Annotated in this window: 24 protein-coding genes, 1 tRNA gene and 2 riboswitches; of the genes, 8 read left to right on the top strand and 17 right to left on the bottom strand. The window is 70.7% G+C overall.

What is annotated here, in order from left to right:
- From V5E28_RS19260 to V5E28_RS19250, 3 genes are all read right to left on the bottom strand, one after another.
- A complete protein-coding gene (locus tag V5E28_RS19260) occupies positions 1-753 on the bottom strand; it encodes an ABC transporter ATP-binding protein (RefSeq protein WP_336208319.1) in 753 nt (250 codons plus the stop codon).
- 104 nt (positions 754-857) lie between these two features.
- On the bottom strand, positions 858-1,508 hold the full coding sequence (locus V5E28_RS19255) for a response regulator transcription factor (protein WP_336208318.1): 651 nt from the start codon (positions 1,506-1,508) through the stop codon (positions 858-860).
- A gap of 19 nt (positions 1,509-1,527) precedes the next feature.
- Entirely contained in the window at positions 1,528-2,697 is a 1,170-nt protein-coding gene (locus V5E28_RS19250) for a sensor histidine kinase (RefSeq protein WP_336208317.1), read from the bottom strand.
- Positions 2,698-3,468: 771 nt separating this feature from the next.
- On the opposite strand from V5E28_RS19250, the gene V5E28_RS19245 reads away from it, so the two are divergent.
- Both V5E28_RS19245 and V5E28_RS19240 read left to right on the top strand, forming a co-directional pair.
- The gene (locus V5E28_RS19245; protein WP_336208316.1) at positions 3,469-3,861 is read left to right on the top strand and encodes a hypothetical protein; all 393 of its coding nucleotides are present in this window, start codon (positions 3,469-3,471) and stop codon (positions 3,859-3,861) included.
- A gap of 48 nt (positions 3,862-3,909) precedes the next feature.
- Entirely contained in the window at positions 3,910-4,920 is a 1,011-nt protein-coding gene (locus V5E28_RS19240) for a 2-hydroxyacid dehydrogenase (RefSeq protein WP_336208315.1), read from the top strand.
- A gap of 68 nt (positions 4,921-4,988) precedes the next feature.
- Here the strand turns inward: V5E28_RS19240 and V5E28_RS19235 are convergent.
- The 3 genes from V5E28_RS19235 to bcp all read right to left on the bottom strand — a co-directional run bounded on the left by V5E28_RS19235 (position 4,989) and on the right by bcp (position 6,165).
- Positions 4,989-5,061 (bottom strand) — tRNA-Leu (locus V5E28_RS19235).
- Positions 5,052-5,534: an HNH endonuclease signature motif containing protein gene (locus V5E28_RS19230; protein WP_336208314.1), complete on the bottom strand. Its 483-nt coding sequence runs from the start codon at positions 5,532-5,534 to the stop codon at positions 5,052-5,054. Before V5E28_RS19230 ends, V5E28_RS19235 begins: the two co-directional genes overlap by 10 nt.
- A 157-nt stretch (positions 5,535-5,691) precedes the next feature.
- Positions 5,692-6,165 carry a thioredoxin-dependent thiol peroxidase gene (gene bcp, locus V5E28_RS19225; RefSeq protein WP_336208313.1) on the bottom strand — a complete coding sequence of 158 codons (474 nt, stop codon included), beginning with the start codon at positions 6,163-6,165 and terminating at the stop codon, positions 5,692-5,694.
- A 147-nt stretch (positions 6,166-6,312) separates the two neighbouring features.
- Between bcp and V5E28_RS19220 the strand changes: the two genes are divergently transcribed.
- A complete protein-coding gene (locus V5E28_RS19220) occupies positions 6,313-6,639 on the top strand; it encodes a DUF3618 domain-containing protein (protein WP_336208312.1) in 327 nt (108 codons plus the stop codon).
- A gap of 94 nt (positions 6,640-6,733) precedes the next feature.
- Here the strand turns inward: V5E28_RS19220 and V5E28_RS19215 are convergent, their stop codons facing one another.
- The gene (locus V5E28_RS19215; protein ID WP_336208311.1) at positions 6,734-7,927 is read right to left on the bottom strand and encodes an amino acid deaminase/aldolase; all 1,194 of its coding nucleotides are present in this window, start codon (positions 7,925-7,927) and stop codon (positions 6,734-6,736) included.
- Between the two features lie 138 nt (positions 7,928-8,065).
- Here V5E28_RS19215 and V5E28_RS19210 point away from each other — a divergent pair, with 138 nt between their 5' ends.
- Both V5E28_RS19210 and V5E28_RS19205 read left to right on the top strand, forming a co-directional pair.
- On the top strand, positions 8,066-8,665 hold the full coding sequence (locus tag V5E28_RS19210) for a DUF6286 domain-containing protein (RefSeq protein ID WP_336208310.1): 600 nt from the start codon (positions 8,066-8,068) through the stop codon (positions 8,663-8,665).
- The gene (locus V5E28_RS19205; RefSeq protein WP_336208309.1) at positions 8,662-9,165 is read left to right on the top strand and encodes a hypothetical protein; all 504 of its coding nucleotides are present in this window, start codon (positions 8,662-8,664) and stop codon (positions 9,163-9,165) included. The genes V5E28_RS19210 and V5E28_RS19205 overlap by 4 nt, the downstream gene beginning before the upstream one ends.
- On the opposite strand, the gene V5E28_RS19200 is transcribed toward V5E28_RS19205, so the two are convergent.
- The 7 genes from V5E28_RS19200 to V5E28_RS19170 all read right to left on the bottom strand — a co-directional run bounded on the left by V5E28_RS19200 (position 9,166) and on the right by V5E28_RS19170 (position 16,601).
- Positions 9,166-10,542: an L-serine ammonia-lyase gene (locus V5E28_RS19200; protein ID WP_336208308.1), complete on the bottom strand. Its 1,377-nt coding sequence runs from the start codon at positions 10,540-10,542 to the stop codon at positions 9,166-9,168.
- Positions 10,543-10,594: 52 nt separating this feature from the next.
- A complete protein-coding gene (gcvH, locus tag V5E28_RS19195; RefSeq protein ID WP_336208307.1) occupies positions 10,595-10,984 on the bottom strand; it encodes a glycine cleavage system protein GcvH in 390 nt (129 codons plus the stop codon).
- Positions 10,981-12,066: a glycine cleavage system aminomethyltransferase GcvT gene (gcvT, locus tag V5E28_RS19190; protein ID WP_336208306.1), complete on the bottom strand. Its 1,086-nt coding sequence runs from the start codon at positions 12,064-12,066 to the stop codon at positions 10,981-10,983. The genes gcvH and gcvT overlap by 4 nt, the downstream gene beginning before the upstream one ends.
- Positions 12,067-12,100: 34 nt before the next feature.
- Positions 12,101-12,198: riboswitch (glycine riboswitch) on the bottom strand.
- A riboswitch (glycine riboswitch) is annotated at positions 12,199-12,296 on the bottom strand.
- Between the two features lie 109 nt (positions 12,297-12,405).
- Positions 12,406-13,095 carry a gamma-glutamyl-gamma-aminobutyrate hydrolase family protein gene (locus V5E28_RS19185; protein ID WP_336208305.1) on the bottom strand — a complete coding sequence of 230 codons (690 nt, stop codon included), beginning with the start codon at positions 13,093-13,095 and terminating at the stop codon, positions 12,406-12,408.
- Between the two features lie 10 nt (positions 13,096-13,105).
- Complete coding sequence (locus V5E28_RS19180) at positions 13,106-13,870, bottom strand: 3-oxoacyl-ACP reductase (protein WP_336208304.1); 765 nt, start codon at positions 13,868-13,870, stop codon at positions 13,106-13,108.
- A 5-nt stretch (positions 13,871-13,875) separates the two neighbouring features.
- Positions 13,876-15,219, bottom strand: a complete 1,344-nt coding sequence (locus V5E28_RS19175; RefSeq protein ID WP_336208303.1) for an aldehyde dehydrogenase family protein — start codon at positions 15,217-15,219, stop codon at positions 13,876-13,878.
- 11 nt (positions 15,220-15,230) lie between these two features.
- Complete coding sequence (locus tag V5E28_RS19170) at positions 15,231-16,601, bottom strand: glutamine synthetase family protein (RefSeq protein WP_336208302.1); 1,371 nt, start codon at positions 16,599-16,601, stop codon at positions 15,231-15,233.
- Positions 16,602-16,724: 123 nt separating this feature from the next.
- Here V5E28_RS19170 and V5E28_RS19165 point away from each other — a divergent pair, with 123 nt between their 5' ends.
- Together V5E28_RS19165 and V5E28_RS19160 are read left to right on the top strand one after the other, a co-directional pair.
- Positions 16,725-17,429, top strand: a complete 705-nt coding sequence (locus V5E28_RS19165; protein WP_336208301.1) for a FadR/GntR family transcriptional regulator — start codon at positions 16,725-16,727, stop codon at positions 17,427-17,429.
- Between the two features lie 64 nt (positions 17,430-17,493).
- On the top strand, positions 17,494-18,249 hold the full coding sequence (locus tag V5E28_RS19160) for a hypothetical protein (protein WP_336208300.1): 756 nt from the start codon (positions 17,494-17,496) through the stop codon (positions 18,247-18,249).
- Between the two features lie 139 nt (positions 18,250-18,388).
- Here the strand turns inward: V5E28_RS19160 and V5E28_RS19155 are convergent, their stop codons facing one another.
- The 3 genes from V5E28_RS19155 to V5E28_RS19145 form a co-directional block, all read right to left on the bottom strand.
- Positions 18,389-19,882: a nickel/cobalt transporter gene (locus tag V5E28_RS19155; protein WP_336208299.1), complete on the bottom strand. Its 1,494-nt coding sequence runs from the start codon at positions 19,880-19,882 to the stop codon at positions 18,389-18,391.
- Complete coding sequence (locus V5E28_RS19150) at positions 19,879-21,093, bottom strand: tetratricopeptide repeat protein (protein ID WP_336208298.1); 1,215 nt, start codon at positions 21,091-21,093, stop codon at positions 19,879-19,881. Before V5E28_RS19150 ends, V5E28_RS19155 begins: the two co-directional genes overlap by 4 nt.
- Positions 21,094-21,240: 147 nt before the next feature.
- Positions 21,241-22,617 (bottom strand): DUF4331 domain-containing protein, encoded by a 1,377-nt coding sequence (locus V5E28_RS19145; RefSeq protein WP_336208297.1) that lies wholly within the window; start codon positions 22,615-22,617, stop codon positions 21,241-21,243.
- 218 nt (positions 22,618-22,835) lie between these two features.
- On the opposite strand from V5E28_RS19145, the gene V5E28_RS19140 reads away from it, so the two are divergent.
- The gene (locus tag V5E28_RS19140) at positions 22,836-24,545 is read left to right on the top strand and encodes an ABC transporter ATP-binding protein (protein WP_336208296.1); all 1,710 of its coding nucleotides are present in this window, start codon (positions 22,836-22,838) and stop codon (positions 24,543-24,545) included.
- Positions 24,546-24,584: the final 39 nt, after the last annotated feature.

The raw sequence follows: 24,584 nt of genomic DNA, 5'->3' as shown, positions 1-24,584 counted from the left end.
TCAGACCTCCAGCTTCATCAGCGTGTCGAGCACCGACTGCGGCGAGGGCGCGGTGATCTCGGTCACCAGCTCGCCGTCACGCAGGAATACCACCCGGTCGGCGTACGACGCGGCCATCGGGTCATGCGTGACCATGACAATGGTCTGGCCCAGCTCCCGCACCGACGTCCGCAGGAACGACAGCACCTCCGCGCCGCTGCGCGAGTCCAGGTTGCCGGTCGGCTCGTCGGCGAAGATCACCTGGGGCTTGCTGATCAGAGCCCTGGCCACGGCCACCCGCTGCTGCTGGCCGCCGGACAGCTCGGCCGGCCGGTGACCGAGCCGGTCACCCAGCCCGACCGTCTCGACGACCCGGTCGAACAGCAGCTGGTCCGGCTGCCGGGCGGAGATCTCCAGCGGCAGCCGGATGTTCTCCTCGGCGGTCAGCGTCGGCAGCAGGTTGAAGGCCTGGAAGACGAAGCCGATCCGCTCCCGGCGCAGCAGCGTGAGCTGCTTGTCGCCGAGCCCGGTCAGCTCCACGTCACCGATGTGCACCGTGCCGGAGGTGGGGGTGTCGAGCCCAGCCAGGCAGTGCATCAGCGTCGACTTGCCCGAGCCGGAAGGGCCCATGATCGCGGTGAACGCGCCGGTGGCGAAGGCCACGTCCACCTCGCGCAGGGCGTGCACCCTTGCGTCGCCCTGGCCGTACACCTTGGTCAGAGCCTTGGCCACCACGGCCGGAGGGGCCTGGCGCCGGGTCTCGGTGAGAGTCACGTTCGCTCCTTGTCGTCTGAGAACGCGACTCACGCTATGGCCGGAAAATTCGAGATTTATGGGCCCTGAGGAGGGACTTCACGTAGGCCGTCAGATGACCCGGGTCAGCCGTTCGGCCGATGCGACGGCACGATCAACCCGGCCTCGTAGGCGTACACCACCACCTGCGCCCGGTCCCTGACCCCCAGCTTGGCCAGCACCCGGCCCAGATGCGTCTTCACCGTCGCCTCCGCCACCTCCAGCTCCGCCGCGATCTCCAGGTTGGAGCGGCCGCGCGCCACCATGAGCAGCACCTCCCGCTCGCGCGGCGTCAACTCGCCGGTCGCGGCCGGCGCGTCCGACGGCAGGAAAGTGGCGAACCTGTCGAGCATCCGCTTCAGCGTGGTCGGCGCCACCACCGCGTCGCCGGCATGCACCGACCGGATGGCGCTCAGCAGCTCGGCGGTCGGCACGTCCTTGAGCAGGAAGCCCGAAGCCCCCGCCTTGATCGCGGCGAACGCGTACTCGTCCAGATCGAACGTGGTCAGGATCAGCACCTTGGGCCCGGAGATGCGCCGGGTCGCCTCGACGCCGTCCATCCTCGGCATCCGCACGTCCATGAGCACCACGTCCACCTCGACGGTCTCGAGCACCTCGATCGCCCCCACCCCGTCACTCGCCTCGGCCACCACCTCGATGTCGGGCTGGGCGCCCAGCACCATCCGGAAGCCGGCGCGCAGCAACTCCTGGTCGTCGACGAGCATCACGCGAATCACTGGCCGCTCCTCGCCGGCTCTAGGCGGCCCTGGCCTCGGGCACCGGCAGCTTCGCCAGCACCTCGAAACCGCCGCCCGCACGCGGGCCGGCCGTGACCGCCCCGCCGTACATCAAGACCCTCTCCCGCATCCCCACCAGCCCGTGCCCGCCGGGAGCCGGCGGCGCCGCCGCGCCCCGCCCGTCGTCGGTCACCCGCACCACCAGCTCGAACATGGAGTAGCGGAGCTCCACGAGCACCCGGACCCCTGGCCCGCCGTGCTTGAGCGCGTTGGTCAGCGCCTCCTGCACGATCCGGTAGACGGCGAGCTGCTTGCCCTCGGGCAGCTCGCCCGGCGTGCCCGCCACCCGAAGACGCGCCGGCACGCCCGCCCCCCGCACCAGCTCCTCCAGCTGCGCCAGGCCAGGTTGCGGGGTGTAGTCGGTGCCGCCCCCCTCGGCCTCCCGCAGCACCCCGACCAGCCTGCGCATCTCGGCGAGCGCCTCACGCCCGGTCTTGGAGATGTTGCGCACCGCCAGCCGCGCCTGCTCGGGATCGCCGTCGATGGCATAGCCGGCGCCGTCGGCCTGCACCACCATCACGCTCACATTGTGCGCCACCACGTCGTGCAGCTCCCTGGCGATCCTGGCGCGCTCGGCGGCGGCCGCCATCCTGGCCTGCTGGTCGCGCTCGAGCTCGGCGCGCTCGGCCCGCTCCTCCAGGCTCTCCAGATAGCGCCTGCGCGTGTTGGCATAAAGGCCCGCCAGCCAGACCGTCACCACGAAGATCGAACCGCTGAAGAACATCCCGAACGTGGGCGTGTCCCACTGCACCAGCGCCAGGAACACCCCGAGCTCGGCCACCAGCACGGCGGTCAACGCCCAGCGGAACGAGCAACGATGGGCCACCGCCCACAGCGCCACCAGCACCGCCAGATTGGCGGGCACCACATCGACCTGCGCCACCCACTGCCCGAAACTGATCGCTGAGACGAGCGCGAACGCGATCAGCGGCCGCCCCCGCCACAGCAGCGGCAACAGCAGCAGCACGCTCAGCCCCAGGTAGCGCGGCACATCCAGCGGCGGGCCTGCCGGCGCACCGGTCACGTGTGGGACGATCGGCAACAGGCACAGCAGAGCCAGAGGAGTCACCCGCAGGGCGTCCATCAGCTTTCCGTGGCGCGTGGACCACGCGCGTACCCTGCCGAACACATCCACACGATACGTATCGACGGGCAGCGTTCGGGTCAGCCTTGAGGTGGAAGTTTCGCGTACGACCCTGGTCTTACACGGGTCTTACGGGTCTTACGGCAATCTTGTTCTCGGGAGCGCCCTCTGGGGGGCGAGTAAAGGGAGATCGTGATGGCGGATCATGATCGCGATGGCGGGTCGCGCGGCGGAGAAGGTGCGCCGGGCGACCCGATTCGCGAGGAGGGCGCCACGGAGGCGTCCCGCACCGCGTTCGACGACACGCAGACCTTACAGAGCCCTCCGTCACCGGACCCCGCCCACGACGTCCCGCCACCGGACCTCCCACCGAGGGACACCACCTCCCGGGACGTTCCCCCGGGTGACGCCTCCCCGGAAGACGTCCCTCCAAGGGACGCCACCTCTCAGGACACTCCTCCCAGCGGCGATCCTTCGAGGGATCTCCCCGCAGGGGATGACGCCACAGGCGTTCCGCCCCGCGACCTCCCTCCGCGTGACATCCCCGCGGGCGATGCTCCCTCAGGCGCTCCGCCCCACGACGTTCCCCCGTACGACACCCGTACGGCGCACGCGTCGCCGGCCCCTGCGGAGAGTGGGCGCACGGCGGGAGGCCCGACCTACATAGCGCCGGGTTCGGTCCATGGTGCTGCGGGGGCGGGTCATGGTGGGCCGGGTTCGGACCATGGTGCTGAAGGTGCGGCTCCTGGTGGGCCGGGATCCGCACATGGTGGGCCGGGACCGGCACATGGTGCTGCGGGCGCGGCTCCAGGCTGGGTGGGACCACGGCCGTCAGGCTCGGGGTCCTTCCGGGACTTCGTCCGTCAGAAGCCGGCCCAGATCATCGGCGCGGGCCTGATCGGCCTCATCATCGGCGGCCTGCTGGGCGGCGGTGCGGTGATGCTGATCGGAGGCTTCACCGCTCGTGCCCACTACGGCAACTGGGAGCAGTCCGGCTGGGAACGTCATCGCGGCCTCCCCGGCTACCCCGTCCCCGTCCCCGGCTACCCCGTCCCCGGCTATCAGGAGTGCCGCCCGGCCCCCGGCGGCACCTACTGCCATTTCCAGGGCCCGTACCCCTATCCGGTGCCCCCGCCCAGTACCCGGCCCTCGATCTCGCCCCCCAAGCCGATGCCCACCATCAGCCCGTTCCCCACCCGCACGGGTTAGGTTCCGGCCTAAGTGGCATGATGCTGGCAGTCGAAACCGGGGGAAAGCATGCCTGAGCGCAACATAAATCCACATGACCATGCCGCGGGCGTCGAGCCCGGTGACCGCGACGTGGTCACCGGGACACGTGACACCGCCATGGCCGAACGGGCGCGTGACATGGTGGCGCTCGTGCCGAACGAGCGCGGTCTCGCGGCCCTGTCGACCGTGGCAGGCGTCCGTCCCATCCGCTACGACGTCACCGCGTCCCTGCCCGAGGAGGCGGCCGAGGCCGAGGTCATGGTCGTCCCCTCACGACCGGTGGATCGCCTGCTGGCCCTCATCGACGAGCTCCCGTCACTGCGCCTGGTCCAGACCCTCAGCGCCGGCACCGACCAGTGGACCGGCCGCCTGCCCGACCGCGTCGCCCTGTCCAACGCCCGGGGCGCGCACGGGATCGCGGTGGCGGAGTGGGCGGCCGCCGCCCTGCTGGCCTTCTACCGCGGCATCCCGGCCTACGCCGCCGACCAGGAGACGGGCCGCTGGAAGCCCCGCGCGACCGAAAGCCTGTCGGGCAAGAAGGTGCTCATCCTCGGCGCGGGCGACCTCGGCACCCTGCTCCGCGCCCGCCTGGAGCCCTTCGGCGCCCACGTCACCATGGTCGCCCGCCACGCCCGCCAGGACATCCGCGCCATGGACGACCTCCCGAGCCTGCTGCCCGAGCACGACGTCGTGGCCCTCATGGTTCCCCTCACCGACGCCACCCACCACCTGGCCGGCAAGGACTTCCTGAGCAGGATGCGAGACGGCGCGATCCTCATCAACGCGGCCCGCGGCCCCGTCGTCGACACCATGGCCCTGCTCGCCGAGACCCAATCAGGCCGACTGCGCGCCATCCTCGACGTCACCGAGCCCGAGCCCCTGCCGGCGGACAACCCGCTGTGGCGTTCGCCGGGCGTCCTGATCACCCCGCACGTGGCAGGTGACGTCCCCGAGGCCGACGACCGCGCCTGGCAGGTGGCGGCCACCCAGATCGGCCAGTTCGCATCGGGCAAGCGCCCGGACAATCTGGTTTCCTGAGCCGGCCGGTCTCCACGACCTTCGCATCAACGACTGCCTGAACTATCGCGATGCTCGCCTACCAAATGTAGGGCCGGTGGGATTCGAACCCACACTAACAGCCACCTAAAGACTGCGCCTCTGCCATTGGGCTACGACCCCTTCGTCTTTCCCTTGCCTGCGAAATTCGCTGTTTGGGAATGACAGTTGGGGCAGAGGAAGCGCAAATTCTCCATTCGATTGTCGAGCCAATCGCCGTTGATATGGTCGACATGGAGAGTTAGCGACTTGCCCTGCCACGTGCCGTCAATCTTACAGGCTGCGCACGCGTACGAAAGCCCGGCATCACGCAGGGCGCGCCGGAGCGCCGGAGCCTTCTCCCGTATCGAACCCGGCGGGCGGAGGATGAGAATGTCCTGGTAGGGCCGGAGTGCGGGGGAGCGTCTGCCCTTGCCGTGCGCACGCCCCACGAAGTGTGAGGTGTCGATGCCGAAGTGTTTCAGGCGGCGGCTGATGTGGGCGTGGCTCCCGCCGGTCCATCGGATCCCCAGATAGCGCAGCACGTCGGCGACACTGCGCGAACCGGACGCGGCCTCGGCGAGCAGCTCCTGGCTGTACTTCTGGTAAGCGGCCATGACGCAAGGTTAGAAAGGCCCGCTGACAGTTAGCGCTGCCCCGCCAATTCGGCCAACGGCCCCGCTACGGGGACATTTCTCCATTCCGAAATGTTTCCGACCCTTGGAATGAGGAGCCGAGAGCCCTGGGGCCCTCACAGGAGGGCCCCAGCCGGGCTCAGGACAGGCCGAGCTTCTTCTTCAGGCTCGCCACGTGTCCGGTGGCCTTCACGTTGTAGAGGGCCTGCTCGATCTTGCCGTCGGCGTCGATGACGAAGGTGGAGCGGATGACGCCCACGACTTCCTTGCCGTAGAGCTTCTTGGTGCCGTAGGCGCCGTACGCCTTGTGGATTTCCAGCTCGGGATCCGACAGCAGCGGGAACGTCAGCGAGTCGTGTTCGGCGAACTTGGCGAGCTTGGCGGGCTTGTCCTTCGACACGCCGAGGACGGCGAAGCCTTCGGCGGTGAGCCGGCCGAGGTTGTCGCGGAAGTCGCACGCCTGCTTGGTGCAGCCGGGAGTCATCGCGGCGGGGTAGAAATAGAGGATCACCCGCTTGCCGTGGTAGGCGTCGAGGGAGACCTCGCCGCCGTCGGCGGTGGGCAGGGTGAAATCGGGTGCGGCGTCGCCGGGGGCCAGCTTGGTGTCGGTCATGGGTCCTCCTGGGTTTTTCCAGGAAAACCTACCTGGCCGCCCGCCGTGCCGTACGGTGCGCCGACCTGACAGACTGATCACGACGGAGGCGGGCAGAGCCCGCTTGACGACGCGGGGACGACCAGGAGCGCGGTCGAGAGGAGAGCCATGGCTGACACCGATCCCGACGAGCTGGAGCGGCGGATCGCGCGGACGCGAGCGGAGTTGGCGCAGACGGTCGACGCCATCGCCGACCGGGTGAGCCCCAAGCGCGTGGCCGAGCGCACGGTGGCCGATGTGAAGTCCAGGGCCGGCAGTCTGGCGATCTCGGTGGGCGACGCCCTGGGGATGACGTCGCGGCCGGTGGAGTTCGGCGACGACCCGGAGCGGTTGTGGGACGAGGAGCCGCCCAACCTGGCGCCGGTGCTGATCGGTGTGGGCGCGGTGCTGGTGATCGGCGCCGCCATCGCGCTGTGGCGCCGTCGCCGCCGTTAGAGGCACGTCCCGCGTTCGTTGTGGTACGTCCCTCGCTCGTGGTGCGACGCCGCCGTTGGAGGCACGTCGTCACGCGTTCGTGGTGCGAGGCCCGCTAGAGGAACGTCTTGCCTTCGCCTCTGTAGGTGGGGACGGATTCGGTGAGGGTGTCGCCCTCGACGAGGTGGAGGGTGTCGAAGCGCTCGCACATCTCGCCCGCTTTGGCGTGCCTGAACCAGACCCGGTCTCCCACGCGGAGATCCTCGGCGGGCTGGCCGAGCAGGGGGGTCTGCACTTCGCCCGCGCCCTCGTCGGGGGTGTAGCGCAGGCCGGCGGGCAGGTAGGGCTGCGGGAGCCGGCTGGGGCCGGGGGCGCCGGAGGCGAGGTAGCCGCCGCCGAGGACGGTGACCGTGGTGGGGGAGGGGCGGCGGACCACCGGGAGGGCGAACAGGGCGGCGGGCCGGCCGGTGAAGCGGCTGTAGAAGTCGAACAGGCGCGGGTGGAAGAGTCCTGATCCGGCGGCGACCTCGGTGATGGCCTTCTCGCGCACGGTGCGTTCGATGGAGCCGGTGCCGCCGCCGTTGACGAATTCCAGGTCGGCGAACTGGCGGACGGCGTTGACGATGCGGCCGCGTCGGAGGATGAGCTCTCTGGCCGACAGGTTCTGCATGAACCTGATCAGGCGGGCGTAGGCGGCGCCTGTCTGGGGGGCGTCGCCGACTCCGGCGATCTGCGCTTCGTAGGCCATCAGGCCGGTGACGCGGTAGCCGGGGCGCTTGGCGATGTCGGCGGCCAGGTCGGCGGCCTGTTCGGCGTCGCGGATGGGGGAGCGGAGTGCTCCCGCCCGGAATTTCCCGTTGAAGGCTACAAATCCGGCGTCGATGTCGATAGATATCCGGATCTCGTGGCGGGGGTGAACTCCGGCCAGGGCGTGGTCCATGAACGCCAGCTGATCGGCGGAGTCCACCGACAGCGTGATGCGCCCGGCGGCCTCCGCGCTGCCCGCGAGCTCGGCCAGGGCGTGGCGGTCGGCGGTCGGATAGGCCACCAGGATGTCGCCGAACCCCTGCTCCACCAGCCAGAGCGCCTCCGGCAGGGTGAAGGCCATCAGGCCCGCGAACCCGTCCATGGCCAGCACGCGTTCCAGCAGCGGGCGTGACCGGATCGACTTGGTCGCCACCCGGATCGGCTTGCCGCCGGCGCGCCGTACCAGGGCGGCGGCGTTGGCGTGGAAAGCCTCCAGGTCGAGGATCGCGAATGGGGGCTCGAGCGCGGCGGTCGCCCTGTCGTAACGCTGGCGGTCGTCCATACCGGCAGCGTAACCGCATATCGGGCAAATGAATATGAGGCGGATTCACATTGATCGGATGGCCCGTAATGATCGAGCAAACGGGCGGCGAGGGTGCGGTCGAGCGGCCGCCGGACCCGTGTACCTGTGGTCGTTGTGATGACCACGCTCCAGCAGATACTGCCCGGTGCGGCCGTCGCCGCACAGGACTCCCCGCTCCGCAGATCCAAGCGGGCCCTCAGGCCGGCACGCACTCCGGCGGGGGTGTTCGTCGCGTCGGTGCTGACCGCCGCGCTCGGGCTGACCACCGCGGAGGTCGTGTCGGCGCTGCTGGGCAGCCCGCTCGGCTGGGTGCCGGTCGACCAGGCTCTCGCGTTCGCGTCGAAGTCCTCCTGGAGCGAGCTGGCGCCTGTCGCGCTGGCCGTCGCGGGGGCGGGCGCCGCCCTGCTGCTGCTCGCCCTGGTGCCGGGCCGTTCCCGGCTGGTGCCGGTGGAGACGAGCGACCCGCTGATCGTCGTCGGGATCACCCGCGCCGGGCTCCGCCGTACGCTGCGGGCCGTCGCTCAGCAGGTGGACGGGGTGGAGAAGGCGAAGGTACGGCTGCGCAGGCGAAGGATCGAGGTCACCGTGGTGACCGGGCCGGAGAGCTCGGGCGCGATGCTCAGGCAGGTCGGCACCGCGGTGGGCGATCGGCTGGCCGGGGTGGGGACGCTCGCGACCGGCGAGGTGGTCGTGCGGCTGCGCAGGAAAGGGGCGTGATGAGGCAGTATGCGGGCAACCGCGTCGGCCTGGCCGTGGTCGGCACGGTGCTGCTGGGCGCCGGCGGTTACGCCTGGCTACGCGGCAAGGACAAGCTGGATGGGCTGCCGCCACGGGCCAAGGTCCTGCCGGAGCGCGCCGCCATCGCCGTCGCCGAGCAGCCCTGGGCGCTGTGGCTGGTGGCGCTGGCCATGCTGGTGCTCGCCCTGGTCACGCTCCGGTGGCTGCTGCTCAGCCTCGGCTGGGGCCGGTTCGGCGCCCGCTCGGGCACCGGCACGGCCATGCTCTGCGTCGGGCTGAAGGACGTCGAGGGGCTGGCCAGGGCGACGGTGCGGGTCGTCGGCGAGGCCGCATGCCTGCGCATCAGCCTGACCTGCCCGTCCACGGTGGACGTGGGGGCGGTGGCGGCCAAGCTGGACCGTGAGATCGTCAGCCGCATCCGGCGCGAGGTCCGCGACGACGACCTGGGCGCCGTCGTCCGCATCCACGTCCGCCGCTGATCAGCACTCGATCACGTTGACGGCCAGCCCGCCGCGTGAGGTCTCCTTGTACTTGTCGAGCATGTCGCGGCCGGTGTCGCGCATCGTCTTGATGGCCTTGTCCAGCGAGACGTGGTGGCGGCCGTCGCCGCGCAGGGCGATGCGGGCGGCGGTGATGGCCTTGATGGAGGCGACCGCGTTGCGCTCGATGCACGGAATCTGGACCAGGCCGCCGATCGGGTCGCAGGTCAGGCCCAGGTTGTGCTCGATGCCGATCTCGGCGGCGTTCTCCACCTGCTCCGGCGTGCCGCCGAGGACCTCGGTGAGACCGGCGGAGGCCATCGAGCAGGCCGAGCCGACCTCGCCCTGACAGCCGACCTCGGCGCCGGAGATGGAGGCGTTCTCCTTGAACAGCACGCCGATGGCGGCCGCCGTGAGGAAGAAGCGCACCACGCCGTCGTCGTCGGCGTTGGGGGTGAAGCGGGAGTAGTAGGTCAGGACGGCGGGGATGATCCCGGCGGCGCCGTTGGTGGGAGCGGTGACGATGCGCCCGCCCGCGGCGTTCTCCTCGTTGACCGCCAGGGCGAACAGCGAGACCCAGTCCATCGCCTGCAGCGGGTCCTTCTCGGCGGACTCCGTCTGGAGGCGGCGGTGCAGGGGATTGGCGCGACGCTTGACCTTGAGGCCGCCGGGCAGGACGCCCTCCTTGGCGATGCCCCGCCGGACGCACTCCGACATGACCTGCCACAGGTTGAGGATGGCGGCGCGGATCTCGTCCTCGGTGCGGCCGAACGCCTTCTCGTTCTCCAGCATCAGGGCGGAGATCGACAGACCGGTGTTCGAGCAGTGCTTGAGCAGCTCTTCCGCGGAGGTGAAGGGGTAGGGCAGGACCGTGTCGTCCGGCTTGATGCGGTCGGCGCCGGTAGCCGTCTCGTCGACGACGAAGCCCCCGCCGACCGAGAAGTAGACCTTCTCGCGCAGCGGCTCGCCGTCGTCGGAGGAAGCGGTGAAGCGCATGCCGTTCGGGTGCTCGGGCAGCGAGATCTTCCGTTCGAAGACCAGGTCCTGGCCGACGACGAAGGGGATCTCACGGGTGCCGTACAGCTTGACCGTGCCGGACTCGCGCATGGCGGCCAGCCGCTCGTCGATGCTGTCGACGTCCACCAGCTCGGGCTTCTCGCCCGACAGGCCGAGCAGCACGGCCTTGTCGCTGCCGTGGCCCTTGCCGGTCAGGCCGAGCGAGCCGTACAGGATCACCTCGACGCGCGCCGTACGGTCGAGCAGGCCGTCGTCGTGCAGGCTGCGCGCGAACTTGTGCGCGGCGGCCATCGGACCGCCTGTGTGGGAGCTGGACGGGCCGATGCCGATCTTGAACAGGTCGAAGACGCTGATCGCCATTGATGCGCCTTTCAGCAGGGCCGGGGCCCGTTGCCGGGCCCCGACGGTCGGATCAGGACTCGCCTGAGGTGAGCGCCGAATACTCCTCGGCCGAAAGCAGGTCCTCCGCGTCGCCTTCCACGCGAACCCGGAACATCCAGCCCTCGCCGTAAGGGTCGCTGTTGGCCAGCGACGGGTCGTCCACCACGGTCTGGTTGACCTCCACCACCTCGCCGCCGACAGGGGTGTAGATCTCGCTCACCGACTTGGTCGACTCGACCTCGCCGATGGAGTCCCCTGACTCAACGGTCGAGCCGACCTCGGGAAGCTGCACGTAGACGACGTCACCCAGGGCCTCGGCGGCGAAGGCCGTGATCCCGACGGTGGCGATGAGGCCGTCCTCGAGACCGGCCACCCACTCGTGCTCCTTGGTGTAGCTCAGGTCCTCAGGGATGTTGCTCACTTGTTCCTCCTGTAGAAGGGCAGCTCAACCAGGTCCATGGGTTCATGGCTGCCCCGAATGTCCACGGCCAGACCTTCATTGACCCCGGTGTCCACGTAGGCCATCGCGATGGGCTTCCCCAGAGTCTGGGAAGGCGCACCACTGGTGACCTCGCCGACGACGGCACCGTCCTTGGTGACCGGGTAACCGTGGCGCGGCACCCGGCGGCCGCGTGCGACCAGGCCGACGAGCCGGCGCGGCGGCGGGGTGTCCTTTACCGCCTCGAGCGCCGACCTGCCGACGAAGTCGCCCGGCTTGTCGAATTTCACCACTCTGCCCAGGCCCGCGTCGAACGGGGTCAGCTCGACGCCGAGCTCGTTGCCGTACAACGGCATGCCGGCCTCCAGCCTGAGCGTGTCGCGGCTCGACAGCCCGGCGGGCTTGAGCTCGTACGGCTCGCCCGCCGCCATCAGCGCGTCCCAGAGCGGCACGGCGTCCTGGTTGGCCACGAAGAGCTCGAAGCCGTCCTCGCCGGTGTAACCGGTGCGGGCGATGAGCGCCTGCCGCCCGTCGACCTGGGCGGGCAGCCCGGCGTAGTACTTGAGCCCGGCCAGGTCCGCGTCGGTGAGCGTGGCGAGGATCTCCTGCGCGCGCGGGCCCTGCACGGCGATCAGCGAGTACTGGTCCGAGCGATCCTCGACCACCACGTCGTACGACTTAGCCCGAGTTTTCAGCTCAGTGCCGACGATTTCGTAGTTTGAGGCGTTGGCCACCACCATGAACTCCTCGTCCCCGAGCCGGTAGACGATGAGGTCGTCCAGCACCCCGCCGCGCTCGTTGACGATCATGGTGTAGCGGGCCCGGCCGACCGCCAGCGCCGACAGGTGGCCCACCAGCGCGTGGTCCAGCGCCTCGGCAGCCTGCGGCCCGGTCAGGAAGATCTCGCCCATGTGCGAGAGGTCGAACAGCCCGGCCGCGTGGCGGACCGCGTTGTGCTCGGCGGATTCGCTGCCGTAGCGCAGCGGCATGAGCCAGCCGGCGAAGTCGGTCAGCGTGGCGCCCAGCGCCTCGTGTACGTCTTTCAACGGTGTCGGTCGGGACATGTGTCGCACCTCAGGACAGGATCGGATGCCGGGATCCTCCCCCTCTGTCGTCGGTGCCTGAGAGCTTCGCCCGGGGATTTACCGGACTTTCACCTTCGGCGAGGCCCATCGGGCCTGCTTTCCAGAGGACACCTCGTCCGTGCGGTCCTTTGCCTTGAGAGGTTCGCGGGGAGGGCTTGCTCCTTCAGGGACCCCGACCGGCTGTCAGGGCGCTCTCCCGCACGGTTTCGACGGTGATGTCCGCAAGCCTAGTGGCGTCATGGGGGTGTTGTCGCGCCCCGGTACGCCGAGCGCGGCGTCCGTCCCCATGCCGCGGGCGTACGGTCCCGAGGGGCCGGGTCAGCAGGCCGCCACGAGGGCCTCGAAGAGGGCGCAGTCGGTGGCCGCCTCCGGATGCCATTGGACGGCCATCGTGAAGGGGTGGGAGTCCAGCTCCAACGCCTCGATCGTGCCGTCGCCGGCCGTGGCGGCCACCCGCAGGCCCGGGGCCAGGCGGTCGACGGCCTGGTGGTGGTAGTGGGGCACCTCCACCGGATCCTCGCCGAGGGCCTTGGCGACCCGGCTGCCGGGGACGGGGTGGACCGGGAGGTGGCCGAACTCGCCGGGTGCGGGGGAGTGGCCGGCGTGCCCGACCACGTCCGGCAGGTGCTGGTGCAGGCTGCCGCCGAGGGCGACGTTCAGCACCTGCAGGCCCCGGCAGACGCCCAGGTAGGGGAGCCCGGCCGTGAGGGCCGCCTCAAGGACCGCGAACTCCGCCTCATCGCGAAATTTCCGGATGTAGCCGGTCCGCTCGTGCGGCTGCTCGCCGTACCTGCCGGGATCGATGTCGCCCCCGCCCGCCAGGATCAGCCCGTCCAGCCGTCCCGTCAGCGCGGCCGGCTCGCCGGCCGGCGGCAGCAGCACGGGCTGGCCGCCCGCCCGCACCACCTGCTCCACGTAGGTGTACGGAAGCAGCGCGACGGTCATGTCCCAGACCGTGAACCGCGCCGGCTCGACGTAGGACGTGATGCCGATCACCGGCCGCCTCATCGTCGTCTCCTCATAGCGGTGTCACGTAGGCGCCGGAGATCCCGCCGTCCACCAGGAACTGCGACGCGGTGATGAACGACGCGTCGTCGCTGGCCAGGAAGGCGACGGCGGCCGCGATCTCCGACGCCTCGGCGAAGCGGCCGACCGGCACGTGCACCAGCCGGCGCTGGGCGCGTTCGGGGTCCTTGGCGAACAGCTCCCGCAGCAGCGGCGTGTTGACCGGCCCGGGGCACAGGGCGTTGACCCGGATGCCCTCGCGGGCGAACTGGACGCCCAGCTCCCGCGACATCGCCAGCACCCCGCCCTTGGAGGCGGTGTAGGAGATCTGCGAGGTCGCCGATCCCATGACCGCCACGAAGGAGGCGGTGTTGATGATGGAGCCCTTGCCCTGGCGGCGCATGTGGCCGATGGCGTGCTTGCAGCAGAGGTAGACGCTGGTGAGGTTCACCTCCTGGACGCGCCGCCAGGCGTCGATGCCGGTCTCCAGGATCGAGTCGTCGTCCGGCGGGGAGATGCCCGCGTTGTTGAAGGCGATGTCCACGCTGCCGTAGCTGTCGAGCGCCGTGGCGTACATCCGCTCGACGTCGTCCTCGCTGGTCACGTCCGCCCTGACGAACAGGCCGCCGACCTCGGCCGCGGCCTTGGTGCCCGATTCCTCGTCGATGTCCACGCAGACGACCTTCGCGCCCTCCTGGGCGAACCGGTGCGCGGTGGCCAGGCCGATGCCGCTGCCCGCGCCGGTGATGACGGCGACGCGGTCCTGCAAACGCTGCATATGTTTCACTCCGATGAGATGAAGACGTTCTTGGTCTCGGTGAACGCCGACAGGGCGTCGGGCCCGAGCTCGCGGCCGAGCCCCGACTGCTTGAAGCCGCCGAACGGGGTCCAGTAGCGGACGGACGAGTTGGAGTTCACCGAGAGCGCGCCCGCTTCGACGGCTCTGGCCACGCGCAGCGCCCGGCCGATGTCGCGGGTCCAGATGGAGCCGCTCAGGCCGTAGCGGGTGTCGTTGGCGATGCGCACCGCCTCCGCCTCGTCGGCGAACGGCACCACCGACACGACCGGGCCGAAGATCTCCTCGGTGAACGCCCGGTCCGTGACCGACGAGGTCAGCACCGTCGGCGGGAACCAGTACCCCTTGCCCTGCGGGCAGGCGCCCTGGAGGTAGGGGGCTTCGTCGACGAAGCCGCGGACCCGGTCCAGGTGCTCGGCGCTGATCAGCGGGCCCATCTCGGTGCCGGGGTCGAGGGGGTCTCCGACGCGGATGCCGCGCACCGCCTCCGACAGCCGCTGGAGGAACTCGTCGTAGGCGCCGGCCTGCACGAGGATGCGGGATCGGGCGCAGCAGTCCTGGCCGGAGTTGTCGAAGACGGCATAGGGGGCGGCTTTCGCCGCCTTTTCCAGGTCTGAGTCCGCAAAGATGATATTTGCGGACTTGCCGCCTAGTTCGAGGGTGACCCGCTTGACCTGGGCGGCGGCCTTGGCCGCGATCTCCTTGCCCACCTCGGTCGAGCCGGTGAACACGATCTTCGCCACGTCCGGATGCTCGACCAGGCGGGCTCCCGCGACCTCCCCTGCTCCAGGCAGCACCTGGAACACCCCCTCGGGGAGGCCCGCCGCCAGGGCCAGCTCGGCCAGCCTCAGCGCGGTCAGCGGGGTCCATTCGGCGGGCTTGACGATCACCGTGTTGCCCGCCGCGAGCGCCGGTGCGACGCCCCACGACATGATCAGCATCGGGAAGTTCCACGGCACGATGACGCCGACGACGCCCAGCGGCTCCTGGAAGGTCACGTCCACGCCGCCGGGCACCGGGATCTGCTTGCCGTGGTTGCGTTCCGGGGCTCCGGCGTAGAAGTGCAGGACGTCGCGGACGGCGCCCGCCTCCCAGCGGGCGTTGCCGATCGGGTGACCGGCGTTGGCGACCTCCAGCAGGGCCAGCTCCTCGCCGTGGCCGTCCACCAGGTCGGCGAAGCGGCGCAGCAGGCGCGCCCGGTCTCCCGGAGCCACCTCGCGCCAGGCCGCCTGTGCCTTCCTGGCACGCTCCACGGCCCGGTCCACCTCGCCGACGCCGGCGAACTCGACGTCGGCGACGACCTCTTCCGTGGCCGGATTGATGATCTTCATTGCCTGTCCGTTCACATCCGCTCGAAGCCGCGGAACAGCTCCCAGTCCGTCACCGCCGCGTCGAAGGCCTCCAGCTCGACCCGGGCGTTGTTGGCGTAGTGCGCCACCACCTCGTCGCCGAACGTCTCGCGGGCCAGCTTCGACCCCTCGAACAGCGCGAGCGCGTCCCGCAGCGTGTGCGGCACGGTCTCGGCGCCCGAGGCGTAGGCGTTGCCCTCGAACGCCTCCTCCAGCTCCAGCTCGCCGTCGATGCCGTGCAGTCCGGCCGCGATCAGCGCCGCCACCGCGAGGTAGGGGTTCACGTCGCCGCCCGGCACCCGGTTCTCGACTCGCAGCGAGGGGCCGTGGCCGACCAGGCGCAGCGAGCAGGTGCGGTTGTCCACGCCCCACTTGACGGCCGTGGGCGCGAAGCTGCCGGGCACGAAGCGCTTGTAGGAGTTGATGTTGGGCGCGTACATGAGGGTGAACTCGCGCATGGCGGCGAGCTGACCGGCCACGAACCTGCTGCCGAGCTCGGACATGCCGTGCGGGCCGTCGCCCGCCATGACCAGGTCGCCGCCCGTGCCGCGCAGCGAGATGTGGATGTGGCAGGAGTTGCCCTCGCGGTGGTTGGGCTTGGCCATGAAGGTGATCGACCTGCCCTCCTGGGCGGCGATCTCCTTGGCGCCGTTCTTGTAGACGGAGTGGTTGTCGCAGGTCCTCAGCGCCTCGTCGAAGCGGAAGGCGATCTCGTGCTGCCCCAGGTTGCACTCGCCCTTGGCGGACTCGACGTAGAGCCCGGCGCCTTCCATCTCGCGCCTGATCCGGCGCAGCAGCGGCTCGATGCGCGCCGTGCCGAGGAGTGAGTAGTCGACGTTGTAGAGGTTGGCGGGCGACATGTCGCGATAGGCGCGTTTCCACGCCTCCTCGTAGCTGTCCTCGTAGACGATGAACTCCAGCTCGGTGCCCACGTACGCGCGCAGCCCGCGCTCCTCCAGCCGGGCGAGCTGGCGGCGCAGGATCTGCCGGGGCGAGGCGGCCACCTCCGCGCCGCCCTCCCACGCCAGGTCGGCCATCAGCATGGCGGTGCCCTCCTGCCAGGGCACCCGGCGCAGCGTCGGCAGGTCCGGCTTCATCACGAAGTCCCCGTACCCCCGATCCCAGGACGACATCGCGTAGCCGCCGACCGTGTTCATGTCCACGTCGACCGCGAGCAGGTAGTTGCACCCCTCGGACCCGTGGTGCAGCACCTCGTCCAGGAAGTAACGTGCCGACAGCCGCTTGCCCTGGAGCCTGCCCTGCATGTCCGCGAGCGCCAGCAGCACCGTGTCGATCCGTCCGTGCGACACCTCGTCCCGCAGCTCCTCGACGGTGAGGAAGCCGGCGCCGGATCGATCGCTCACGTAGGTCGCTCCCATCTTGCTGGACGCGCTTACCAGTTGATTGGGCTAGTCTCAGACCATTGATGTGCATGCCGGGATCGCTTGTCAAGACCTGAGGACACGTTGGACGAGTCGGCGCGTTTGATGACGGTGTTGCGGCCGGTACGGGCCGGAAACGCCTTCGAGGAGACCGTGGAGCGGCTGCTCCAGGCGATCAAGCTCGGCGTGGTCGCGCCGGGCGAGAAACTCCCCCCGGAGCGCGAGCTCGCCGTCCAGCTCGGCATCAGCCGGGTGACCCTGCGCGATGCGATCCGAGCCCTGCAGGAAGCGGGCTATCTCGACGTACGGCGCGGCCGCTACGGCGGCGCGTTCGTCATCTACGTGCCGCCCACCCCCGGCGCGGCCGACCTGCGCAAGGTCGTGGCCGACATGGGCGCGGCGGACCTGGCCGACGCGCTCACCTTCCGGATGGCGGTGGAGTGCGGTGCCGCCCAGGTGCTCGCCGCCTCCGGCCTCACGCCGCTCCAGCGCGCCACCCTGGAGCGGAGACTGTCGGACCTGGACGAGGCGTCCCTCGCGGACTACCGCCGCCTCGACACCGCCTTCCATCTGTCCATCGCCGAGCTCACCGGCTCCTCCCTGCTGGCGGCGGCCTGCGCCGACGCGCGCCTGCGGGTCAGCGACCTGCTCGACGCGATCCCCATGCTCCAGGCCAACCTCGACCACGCCGCCGCCCAGCACCGGGCCATGGTGACGGCCATCGTCTCCGGTGACCCGGAGGCGGCCCGGTGCGCGGTCGCCGAGCACCTGGAGGGCACGGCGGCCCTCCTGCGCGCCTTCCTGTCCTGACGGACAAAGCAGCTCTCTTTTCCTCAAGGAGTACGAGGAGCCTCGTAGAGTCGTTCTCAAGGTCATGGGGAACTGGTTCCAGCAGAGCATCATCGCCACAGGACGGCTGCCGCTGTTCTGTTTCTTCGTCGCGCTCATCGTGGCCTTCATCGCCACCCGCATCCACGTGCGGCTGATCAGGGCGAAGGTCGGCTGGTTCCGCAACCTCAACGTGGGCGAGATGCACATCCACCACGTGGTGTTCGGCGTCGTGCTCATGCTGGTCGGCGGCGTCGCCGGGCTCGTCGTCTCCGGGGCCTCGCAGGAGGGCTACGCGGTCGCCGCGTCGATCTTCGGGGTCGGGTCCGCCCTGGTGCTGGACGAGTTCGCGCTGATCCTGCACCTGCACGACGTCTACTGGGAGGAAGAGGGGCGCACCTCCGTCGACGCCGTCTTCATCGCCGTCGCCGTGACCGGGCTGCTGCTCATCGGGCTGCGCCCGCTCACCGAGGACTACGGCATCCTCGTGAGCCCGGCCGTGCTGATCGTGGCCAACCTCGTGCTGGCCGTCGTCACGCTGCTCAAGGGCAAGATCTGGACCGGGATGGCGGGGCTGTTCCTGCCGGTGCTGCTGGTCGTGGGCGCGGTGCGGCTGGCCAGGCCGGGCTCGCCGTGGGCGCACTGGTTCTTCGCCGGGCGCTCACGGCGCAGGATGGCCAGGGCCATCCACCGCGAGGAGCGATGGCGGCGACCGGTCATCAGGGCCAAGATCGCTTTTCAGGAGTTCCTCTCCGGCCGCCACGACCTGCCGTCCAGCAGGCGCGCGCGCCGGCATATCTAGGTCGCTCCACCTGGGGCGCCGTCTAGGGCATCGGCAGCAGCCCCTCGTGGCGGACCGTCCACGAGCCGTCCGCCGGGAAGCCGGGCGCCGGTCCTGGGTCCAGACCCTCGTGCGCGACATCCTCCTGGCGGAGGCCCCGTCAGAGCGCGACGGCTGATCGCACCGCCAGGCCGGCGCCGAGCAGCACCACCATCATCGCCGTGCCCAGCGGGGCGAGGGTGGAGAGCCGGGTCGCCAGGCGGCGCCCGGCCGAGGCGCGCTGTTCGAGGCGGTCGACGAGCTTGACGAGCAGCAGGCCGGTCACGTTGAGCGTGGCGGCCATGCCGAGGCCGTAGGCCGTGACCAGCGCCACCCCGAACCAGGTGCGGCCCAGTGCGATCGCGCCCAGCAGCACGATCAGCGCCGACGGGCTCGGCACCAGCCCGCCCGCGACCCCCAGCCCCACCAGCCCGGACCGCTTCGACCCCTGCCCGTGGCCATGACCGTGGCCGTGGCCATGACCGTGCCCGTGCCCGTGCCCGTGCCCGTGGCCGTGTCCATGACCATGACCGTGTTCTTGGGCACGGCCCCGGCGGGCGTTCAGGAAGAGGCGCAGGCCGATGACGGCGATCAGCAGGCCGCTGGCCACCCCCAGCCAGGACAGCACCGACTCCCCGGCCAGTGCCGAGAACGCGCTCAGCACCAGGCCCACCACCAGGACCGCGGCCGTGTGCGTGGCGGTCACCGTCGCGCCGACGACGAACGCGTCACGCGGGCGGCCACGCCGGCCGGCCAGGTAGGCGGCCATGATGGTCTTGCCGTGCCCGGGGATGAGCGCGTGCCCGGCACCCAGCACCACCGCCAGGCCGAGCGCCAGCAGCCCCAGCGGCACGGTGAGGGCGTCGGCGCCGACCAGCCCGGTGAACACGCGCTCCAGCGCGGCCAGGGCGTCGCCGATCGGGCCGCCGATCGGGATGCCGACGGAGACGCCGGGAGCCGCCCCGGACCCAGCCGGGTCCGGCCCGGTCGCAGCGGAGAGGCCGCCGGGGGAGCCGGCCACGACGAACGTGGCCGTACGCTGGTCGAGCGGGTCGGACAGCAGGTCATTCGGATAGCGGCGCAGCTCGTCGCTCACGCTCGCGACCGGCACCGACGAGCCCGAGAGCCGGACGCCGTCGCCGACCGCGGTGATCTCGCGCCAGCCGATCCGGTCCTGCTCGAAGCCGTCGGTGAAGACCACGGTCCCCGTCACGCGGGTGACGGCGACCAGCTCGCACGTCAGCCGGCTGGTCCGGAGGCCGCCCTGGCCCGGCGCGTAGGCGTGGGCCGAGCCGGCCACCCGCCACGGCACCGCCCTGCCGTCGACCGTGAGCCGCTGCGCACCGGCCAGCGCGGCGCATCTGCGGTCCGCGTACGTGGCGTCCACGTCGGGTTCGGCCTGCAGGGCCGGCAGCTCGGCGAGGTCGACCACGGCGCGGTTGCGCACGCGGTCCGCGGCCACGCGCAGCCCGTCGTAGTGGTTGACGGTGAAGTTGCCGAGCGGGTGGGCCGTCGCCGAGTCCGCTCGCGCCATGGCGACGAACAGCACGCTCGCGCACATCGACAGCACCAGGCCGGCGGCGATGGAGAGCAGGCCGAGCCGGAGCATCCTCATGAGAACCTCGCAAGGGCGGGCAGTTCGGGATCGAAGCCGGGGGGCGGCGTGCTCGTGGCGCCGCGGGCGGACCGGCCGAGCGCGCGCTCGATCTCCGCGCGGTGATGGCGCAACAGCGGGTTGCGCCAGCCGGTCGAGGTGGCCTGCCTGGCGTAGCGGAGCGCCTCCTCGGAATCTCCCGCCCGGTGCAGGGCCCAGGCCAGCGCGTCGGCGGCGACCAGATTGGGGTTGCGGCCGTACTCGGCTCGGGCGTGCCGGACGGCCCGTGCGGGATCGCCGTGGTCGGCCTCGAACTCGGCCCAGGTGAGGTCGTCACGCACGCCGGACTGCTCCAGCAGGGTCCGCTGGGCGCGCAGCACGGTCCAGTCCGCGGGCAGGCCCGCCTTGAGCCGGGTCTCGCCCTGCTCGATGAGGTACTGGGCCAGCGGGAGCCGCTGGACCACACTCTCGTAGAGGCCGAGCGCCTCGGTCAGACGGCCATCGAGGGCGGCGACCCTGGCCCGCCCGGCGAGGGCCGGGGTGTGGGCGGGCTGGACCTCCAGTGCCTGGGCGTACCACCGGTCGGCCGTCGCCGGGTCGCCTCCGTGCAGGGCCAGCTCGCCCAGGTAGTAGCGGGTGTAGGCCAGGTCGGCGGGGGTGTGCGCGTCGTCGTGGGCGTACTCCAGGAAGCTGCGCGCCGCCTCCTGGTCGCCGCGCAGCTCGGCCGCGTACGACGCGCGGGCGAAGGCGGCCACGCCCGGCCGCAGGCTCATCATCCTGTCGACGGCCCGCTGGGCGGCGCGCAGGTCGCCGAGTTGCGTGTGGGCGTCGGCGAGGACGCCGTGGGCGCCGGCGCTGTAGGGATTGACGGCGACGGCCCGCTCGGCCAGCTCCACCGCGGCGGCGAACTCGTGGCGGCCGGCGGCCAGCGCGGCCCTGCCGGTCAGGACAGTGTCGTCGCGCGGGTCGAGCCGGGCGGCCGTGGCGAGCGCGCCCTCGGCCTTCACGTAGTAGGACGGGTCGCCGGTGACCCGGGCCTGGTCCACGTACTGGGCGCCGAGCTCGGCCCAGCCGCGGTGGTCGGCGGGCAGCCGCTTCAGGCGTTCCTGCAGGGTCTCCGCGGGACGTCCGGCGGCGGTCTGCTGGATGGCGACGGGTGCGGAGACGGCGAAGGCGGTGAACAGCAGCGCGCCGGCCAGGATCAGGCCGGCGGCCAGGAGGAGTGGGCGCATCGAGGGCTCCGGTGCTGTGGAAGGTGGCCGGCCGGCCGCGACGGGGAGAGCGGCCGGCCGGCCGTGGGGGCGGCGGGCGTAGGGAGAAGGCGGCCCGCCGCGGGGGAGTGACCGACCGGCCTGGAGAGGGGCCGGCCGGTCAGGGGGTCAGCGCTGGTTCACCGAGACATTGCTGGGGAGCGGGATGTACGGGAACACCTGGCCGAAGGGCTTGTCGTTCTTGTCCACCTTGTCCGTCAGGCCGGGGACGAGCTTGCCGGACTGCGCGGCGCCTGCCACGGCCTGCAGTTCGATGTCCACGACGTCGTCGACGAGCCGGCGGCCGTTCGGGAAGCCCTGCAGGTCACCGGCGAGCACGCCGAGCCTGTTCGGGTCCTTGGTGGGCGGGATGGAGGTGTTCAGCCGCAGCATCTCGGCCGGTCGCACCTTGCCCGCGTCCTTGTTGAGCGACTGCGAGTTGAGGTCGGCCGCGATCGGCCCGTTGCCCTTGGCGATGCCGGTCAGGAAGATCTGGACCAGGTCGTTGCGCGGGGTGGCGGGAGCCTTGATGCCGTAGATGGACTGGAGCAGCCTGGCCACCTCGGGGTCGGTGACCCGCTTGACCAGGGCCGGCACGTCGGCGTCCTTGGCCGGCGGCAGCGCGTTGAAGGCGTCCTTCAGCCCTGCGGGCGCGACCAGCTCGTTGACCAGCGGGTTGCCCAGGCGGGAGACCTGGACGTGGCCGTTGGGGCTGAACTTGTCGGTGGTCGACCAGATGCCGATCACCGGGTTGCGCTTGGCGTCGCCCTTGAGCGCCAGATCCTTGATCGGCACCTGGAGGCCCAGCGTGTTGACGTTGTAGCCCTTGGTGGTTTCCTCGCCGACTTCCGACAGGTCGCCGCCGTAGAGCAGGTCGAACACGTGCAGGTCGAGGAAGAACGCCTCGTCCGACTGGCCGGCGAAGGTCTTGCCGCCGCCCGGCAGGCCGGTGATGGACTGGGCGCGCAGCGTGCCGTAGTCGGGCATGGAGGCCGGCCCGACGTTGCTCGGCGCCACGATGCCGTTGGAGACCAGCGTCTTGCTGCCGCCCGGGGTGATCCGCTTGAGCGTGTAGCGCTGCCGGTAGAGCAGGTTCTGGTCGTCGAGCGAGGTCACCGGGCCGTTGTTGTAGAGGAAGGTGTCGTTGCCGCGCCGGTCCTCGTCGCGGAACGTCCACTGGTAGGTGATGTCGGGCTTGGCGTCGCCATCGTTGTCGATCTTGATGTTGTAGCGCGACTTGGTGTCGAAGGTGTAGAAGTTCGGCCCTCCCTGCGGCTCCTGGAACGGGATCCAGTTGGACAGGAGGGTCACGGTGTCGGCCTTGTCGGGGCTGACGAACGCGTACACGTCGGTGTTGTCGTTACGCGGGTCGCCCGCGATCGCCGGGGCCTCGCGGTGCGAGGAGGCATTGCCGGAGTCCGTACGGAGCATGGCGAACGAGGAGGCGGTCAGTGCCGCCGCGACGCCGAGTCCGATGAGGGCGCGCCGGTTGATCCGGAGCTCCATGTTCGGTCCTTTCGAAAGTGCTGATCGTCTGAGAGGTGCCGGCCGGGTCCCTCGAGCCCCTATTCGTCCCAGCGCGACCGGTGGATGCGCCGCGTCCTCCTGAAGGAGGAGCGTCAATATAAGTTGACATACTTAGGTCGTCAATTTAAGTTGACCGGTGCGGATCTGGTGTTGCCGTTCGTTGGGTGTTGTCGGGATATATCGCGAGAGGAGATCTGGTGATCAAGGAGTTGTTCGTCTACCTGCGCCCGCACAGGTGGGTCCTGGTCGTGGGCGGAGTGCTGGGCTTAGTCGGTTCGGCGGCGGGGCTGGCGATGCCGCTGCTGGCCAAGTACGTGGTGGACGCGTTCGGCGCCGACCAGTCGATGGCCGGGCCGCTGACCGGGCTGGCCGTCGCGGTCGTGATCGGGGCCGTGGTGTCCGCAGCCGGCAGCTATCTGATGGAGCGCACCGGCGAGGGCATCGTGCTCGGCGCCCGGCGCGGGCTGGTGGACCGGATCCTGCGGCTCCGGGTGGCGGACGTGGACCGGCTCAAGCCCGGCGACCTGTTGTCGCGGGTGACCGGTGACACGACGTTGCTGCGCGCGGTGCTGACCAACGGGGTCGTCGACTCGGTCACCTCGCTGTTCATGCTGGTCGGCGCGATCGTCCTGATGATCACCATCGACGGCGTGCTGCTCCTGGTCACGCTGCTGGTGATCGTGGTGATCGGCGGGCTGACCGGACTGGTCATGCCGAAGATCCAGCGCGCGCAGACACATGCGCAGGAGGCCGTGGGCGACATGGGCGCGGTGCTCGACCGGGCGCTGCAGGCTTACCGCACGGTCAAGGCCAGCGGCGCCGAGGAGCGCGAGATCGAGGTCGTCGCCGAGGCGGCGGGGCGGGCTCGCGACCGGGGGCTGCAGGTCGCCGGGTGGACCTCGCTGGCCGGGGTGGCGACGTGGATGACCGTGCAGGTCGCGTTCCTGTGCGTGCTCGCGGTCGGCGGCTCCCGGGTCGCCTCCGGCGCCCTCGAGGTGTCGTCGCTGATCGCGTTCCTGCTCTACCTGTTCTACCTGGTGTCGCCGATCGGCCAGCTCGTCCAGGGCGCGGTGCAGCTCCAGCAGGGCCTGGCCGCGATGAGGCGGATCAGGGAGATCGAGGAGCTGCCCGGCGAGCCGGTCGCCGGACTGCTGCCGGCGGAGGACTTCACGCCGCTGGGCGTCACGTTCGAGGACGTGGTCTTCAGGTACGGCGACGACCGGCCGATCGTGCACGACGGAGTGACCTTCGACGTGCCGCCGGGTGGGCTCACCGCGCTCGTCGGGCCGTCGGGTGCGGGCAAGTCCACTGTGTTCGCCCTGCTCGAACGCTTCTACGAGCATCAGGGCGGGACGATCACGCTGGGCGGCAGGCGGATCGAGGACTGGCCGCTCGGCGAGCTGCGGGCCTCGCTCGGCTACGTGGAGCAGGACGCTCCCGTGCTGGCCGGCACCCTGCGGGAGAACCTGGTCTTCGCCGCCCAGGACGCCACCGAGGAGGAGGTGCTGCGCGCCGTCGCCCGCACCCGCCTCGACGACCTCGTGTCCAGGCTGCCGGAAGGGCTGGAGACGGCGGTCGGGCACCGGGGCGTGCTGCTGTCGGGCGGCGAGCGGCAGCGGGTGGCGATCGCCAGAGCGCTGCTGCGCAGGCCCAGGCTGCTTCTGCTCGACGAGGCCACCTCGCAGCTCGACGCGGTCAACGAGCTGCGGTTGCGCGAGGTCATCGCCGAGGTGGCGGCGGAGACGACCGTGCTCGTCATCGCGCACCGGCTGTCCACCGTCACCAACGCCGACCGCATCGTGGTGATGGAGGCGGGCGGCGTGCGCGCGGTCGGCACCCACGCCGAGCTGGTCGGCGCGGACGAGCTCTACCGGGAGCTGGCGGCCACCCAGTTCCTCGTGAGCTAACCGTTGTAGTCTTCGGGTGACATAGGTGAATATGTTCAT

It is taken from the genome of Nonomuraea sp. LPB2021202275-12-8 (assembly GCF_037044575.1).
Classification (GTDB): domain Bacteria; phylum Actinomycetota; class Actinomycetes; order Streptosporangiales; family Streptosporangiaceae; genus Nonomuraea.
This window is presented reverse-complemented; position numbering and strand designations above follow the sequence as displayed.

Coding starts and splice junctions, on each gene's coding strand:
- V5E28_RS19240 (WP_336208315.1), top strand. CDS start 3,910: ATGCCTGAGCGCAACATAAATCCACATGACCATGCCGCGGGCGTCGAG.
- V5E28_RS19230 (WP_336208314.1), bottom strand. CDS start 5,534: ATGGCCGCTTACCAGAAGTACAGCCAGGAGCTGCTCGCCGAGGCCGCG.
- bcp (WP_336208313.1), bottom strand. CDS start 6,165: ATGACCGACACCAAGCTGGCCCCCGGCGACGCCGCACCCGATTTCACC.
- V5E28_RS19220 (WP_336208312.1), top strand. CDS start 6,313: ATGGCTGACACCGATCCCGACGAGCTGGAGCGGCGGATCGCGCGGACG.
- V5E28_RS19215 (WP_336208311.1), bottom strand. CDS start 7,927: ATGGACGACCGCCAGCGTTACGACAGGGCGACCGCCGCGCTCGAGCCC.
- V5E28_RS19210 (WP_336208310.1), top strand. CDS start 8,066: ATGACCACGCTCCAGCAGATACTGCCCGGTGCGGCCGTCGCCGCACAG.
- V5E28_RS19200 (WP_336208308.1), bottom strand. CDS start 10,542: ATGGCGATCAGCGTCTTCGACCTGTTCAAGATCGGCATCGGCCCGTCC.
- gcvT (WP_336208306.1), bottom strand. CDS start 12,066: ATGTCCCGACCGACACCGTTGAAAGACGTACACGAGGCGCTGGGCGCC.
- V5E28_RS19185 (WP_336208305.1), bottom strand. CDS start 13,095: ATGAGGCGGCCGGTGATCGGCATCACGTCCTACGTCGAGCCGGCGCGG.
- V5E28_RS19180 (WP_336208304.1), bottom strand. CDS start 13,870: ATGCAGCGTTTGCAGGACCGCGTCGCCGTCATCACCGGCGCGGGCAGC.
- V5E28_RS19175 (WP_336208303.1), bottom strand. CDS start 15,219: ATGAAGATCATCAATCCGGCCACGGAAGAGGTCGTCGCCGACGTCGAG.
- V5E28_RS19165 (WP_336208301.1), top strand. CDS start 16,725: ATGACGGTGTTGCGGCCGGTACGGGCCGGAAACGCCTTCGAGGAGACC.
- V5E28_RS19160 (WP_336208300.1), top strand. CDS start 17,494: ATGGGGAACTGGTTCCAGCAGAGCATCATCGCCACAGGACGGCTGCCG.
- V5E28_RS19155 (WP_336208299.1), bottom strand. CDS start 19,882: ATGAGGATGCTCCGGCTCGGCCTGCTCTCCATCGCCGCCGGCCTGGTG.
- V5E28_RS19150 (WP_336208298.1), bottom strand. CDS start 21,093: ATGCGCCCACTCCTCCTGGCCGCCGGCCTGATCCTGGCCGGCGCGCTG.
- V5E28_RS19145 (WP_336208297.1), bottom strand. CDS start 22,617: ATGGAGCTCCGGATCAACCGGCGCGCCCTCATCGGACTCGGCGTCGCG.